This window comes from Microcoleus sp. OTE_8_concoct_300 (genome assembly GCF_031383065.1).
In the GTDB taxonomy this organism is placed as follows: Bacteria; Cyanobacteriota; Cyanobacteriia; order Cyanobacteriales; family Microcoleaceae; genus Microcoleus.
Map to the genome: position 1 here is coordinate 1 of NZ_JANMZH010000338.1, position 2,957 is coordinate 2,957.

Consider the following 2,957-nt stretch of genomic DNA (forward strand, 5'->3'; position numbering starts at 1 on the left):
GATTATTCCGATCGCAATAAGCATCATGATCGTTGCGCCAACTGCGATCGCAATATGAATTTGCTTCATTTTGAAGGTTGAGAAAAATTCCCAATTTCCCAACAAAACACCAACGGCAACGGCTAAAATTCCGATCCTTCTTACCTGTTGGTTACTGACATTTGGAAAAAACGCCAAGGTTACGATCGCAGCAATTGTGACCGCCACAATTAGCCAGAAATAATTGGGACTGACTCTGGCTATATTTACCGCCAGAATTCCACCAGCGACACAGGCAGAGAGAAAGAATGAATTCGAGTAAATTTGCAGTCGATCGAACACGTCTGAAGGTGTGAATTTAGGCGGTTCTGGTTGTGGTTGTGGTTGCTGTCGCTGAAACATGATGCCCCCATAAAATTAACCAATTCCGAACCATTTACCGATTTTCTTAGCGCCTCTGACCACGTTGCTGCTAAATTGCTTAGCTTTTCCGGCAACGTTCCCCGACCAGTTGAATGCGATCGAGTCGCGATTGCTTCCACCTAATGATTGCTGTGGTTTATTTGCTTCATAGTTTTGTCCCCACGATTGATTTGAGTTTGATGGCTGTGTCCAATCTGAACCTGTGAAAGTCCCATCATTCCCCGGAAATTGGGGATGAGAAAAGGCAGCTAAACCATGCTGCAAACCCATTTTTGCTGCTAGAGCAGTTTGTTTTGCTTGATTTGCCCAAGCCCGAATGCCAGCCTGAACCGCTGGCTCGTTAGCTGCTTTTTCTCTGGCTTCTTCGAGTTTCGCTAAAGCTCTTGCCAGAACTGAACCATTAGCAATTTGGTCAAGTTCATTGTTGACGGTTCTTAACTCGGATTGCAAGGAAACCGCGTTCGCTTTACGATCATCTCCCTCAAGCAATTTAGAATTCCGACCAGTGACTGCAATTGCCAAGTCAACTGCACCCTTATCCAGCTTCTCAACTACTTTGATGCCTTTTTTGGAAACTTTCTCAACTGCTTTATTCCAAAGTTCAATTGAGGTAATAACGTTCCCAAAAATCTCCTCAATTTTGTCAATGTTATCGATTACCCATTTAGCATCAATTCCTAGTTGACCGAATTCCGCCCATTCTGCCAATCCCATTTTTGCTATTTGAGAAAAGTCTATTCTAAACTTTTCTTGCATGAGGGCTTCTACTTCTGGATCGAGGTGAGTGATCAAGTGTCCACATAAAGGTCTGTTTGCGTCCATGTTTTTAACCTAAATTTGAGTTATTGCTTGCTAAATCACTGATTCAACAAGCAATTTTATTTACATCAAAGTTTTAATCTCTAAAGTTTCTCCTGGCTCAGAAGCCGGGAGACTATCAGAAACAGCTCTGAGAGCATCGATTGAATCTACGGGCAAATCGCCATAAACTGTGTAAGTTTTCGTGCCGTGTCGAGAACTTGTAACTTAGACTTGTCTGGAAGAGCCATTAACTACAGAAGCGGGTTTAAATAGCCAGTCAAACATTTCTTTTTCCTCCAAAAACTACGGCAAACAACCAAACAATAATTCCCATCATCCTCAAATATCCGTTGACAAAAAGTCGATGTCTTTTGTTTTTCCAAAGTATCGGATAGTGAATAATTTCATGCGCTTTTTTCGACAAGGGCACGCAATCTCTAATAAACCTTTCAGATTGAAGATTGCTGTAAGTCAAATGGTGCGCGTGATTTGAGAAAAGCCAAGGAAACAAAACGCATCTGTTTCCCGTGGCTTGTTGAAATTTTCTTGATCGGGCATACCAGATGTTCGATCGAATGTAGCTTGTGTATTCAGGTGAGTGATTTTTAGTCATCGTTTAGAAATACTTCAATCCATTTTTGAGCACTGGCAATCGCACATTCTTCAGTTTTTGACTCACTGTTGGCAATTATTTCGGAGCCATAGCCGTCGTACACAAACCAATTCCAGTATCTTTCGACTTGATACTGATATCCGGTCTCTATGCGAGAACAGCGAACAATCTTGATTTGCAATCCCAAGTAATAGTAATTACCAGGAATTAAGTCTGTATCGCTTCTATTCTCAAGAGATGAAGAACCTTTGGTGTAACCAACTATCCAAGTTTTGACTTCTCCCCGTTCCTGCAAGGAAGCAAAGCTGCTATTTCCGATTTTACGAACAATCGACACTGGCAACAAACTCAGTAATTTTTTCAGCAATTTACTTCACCTCACAGTTACATTGAGCGATAATCTTGCCGTAAACGACGTAACAGTCTGGGCAAATGTGAATGCCTAATGATGCAGCTTCAGCCACAGCAAAATGCCCATTTTTATCAGCTAGCTTAATACCTGTTTCGTGTTCTTTTAGAGTCAAAAATCCCGTGTTTGGGATTGGCAATGTTTTTGACCAACACAAATTGACTACCTTGAAGATTTCACCTTGATGTAAATACATTAAATTTCCCCAGTAAACTAACCTCTAAAACTAGCGACTTGACCAATTACCTCGATCGTCCTTGCATCAGTAATCCCTTCATCCCGCAATTCAGACGCGACTTTAGTAAGAGCTTCCTGTGGGCGCAAAGCTTTGACGACAATGATTTTCGGAGGATTTGACTGGCGATTGACTTGGACTTTGTAATAAGCCATAATTACGACTCCTGAAGCTTCTTGATGCCTGCTGCAACTTCCTCTGTAAAACCAAGTTGTATTTCTGCTGCGGCCTGCTTTCCCCACGCCCGGCCCACTTCTCGGTAATTGTTCAACAATCCAATTTTCAAGGCAGAAATGTGAGACAAATTTTTATCGGCAGCCGCAGCAGCGGTGGTAGCGATCTGATTGTGTTGTTCAACAAAAACGATCGCCGTTGATGTGGCAACAGGGGACGCAGCCGGTGTCTTTTCCACTAAGTTGCGGAGGTCGGCAAACTTTTGAGCATTTAGCAGTTCGATCGCGTCCAGGGCGAGTTGAGAATACTCGGTAGCACGAGCG

The 2,957-nt window shown here is 42.6% G+C and carries 5 protein-coding genes and 1 pseudogene; all 6 read right to left on the reverse strand.

Annotation, left to right across the window (positions count from 1 at the left end; genetic code table 11):
- A partial coding sequence (locus ACUVJL_RS15310) for a hypothetical protein (RefSeq protein WP_445246625.1) occupies positions 1-381 on the reverse strand: 381 nt, incomplete at its 3' end.
- A gap of 15 nt (positions 382-396) precedes the next feature.
- Complete coding sequence (locus ACUVJL_RS15315; protein ID WP_445246626.1) at positions 397-1,224, reverse strand: hypothetical protein; 828 nt, start codon at positions 1,222-1,224, stop codon at positions 397-399.
- A gap of 584 nt (positions 1,225-1,808) precedes the next feature.
- Positions 1,809-2,183: a hypothetical protein gene (locus ACUVJL_RS15320; RefSeq protein ID WP_445246627.1), complete on the reverse strand. Its 375-nt coding sequence runs from the start codon at positions 2,181-2,183 to the stop codon at positions 1,809-1,811.
- Between the two features lies 1 nt (position 2,184).
- Positions 2,185-2,421 (reverse strand): hypothetical protein, encoded by a 237-nt coding sequence (locus ACUVJL_RS15325; RefSeq protein ID WP_445246628.1) that lies wholly within the window; start codon positions 2,419-2,421, stop codon positions 2,185-2,187.
- Between the two features lie 17 nt (positions 2,422-2,438).
- On the reverse strand, positions 2,439-2,615 hold the full coding sequence (locus ACUVJL_RS15330; protein WP_445246629.1) for a hypothetical protein: 177 nt from the start codon (positions 2,613-2,615) through the stop codon (positions 2,439-2,441).
- A 2-nt stretch (positions 2,616-2,617) separates the two neighbouring features.
- Positions 2,618-2,957, reverse strand: a pseudogene (locus ACUVJL_RS15335) (hypothetical protein); the annotation flags it as partial.

Coding starts and splice junctions, on each gene's coding strand:
- ACUVJL_RS15315 (WP_445246626.1), bottom strand. CDS start 1,224: ATGGACGCAAACAGACCTTTATGTGGACACTTGATCACTCACCTCGAT.
- ACUVJL_RS15325 (WP_445246628.1), bottom strand. CDS start 2,421: ATGTATTTACATCAAGGTGAAATCTTCAAGGTAGTCAATTTGTGTTGG.
- ACUVJL_RS15330 (WP_445246629.1), bottom strand. CDS start 2,615: ATGGCTTATTACAAAGTCCAAGTCAATCGCCAGTCAAATCCTCCGAAA.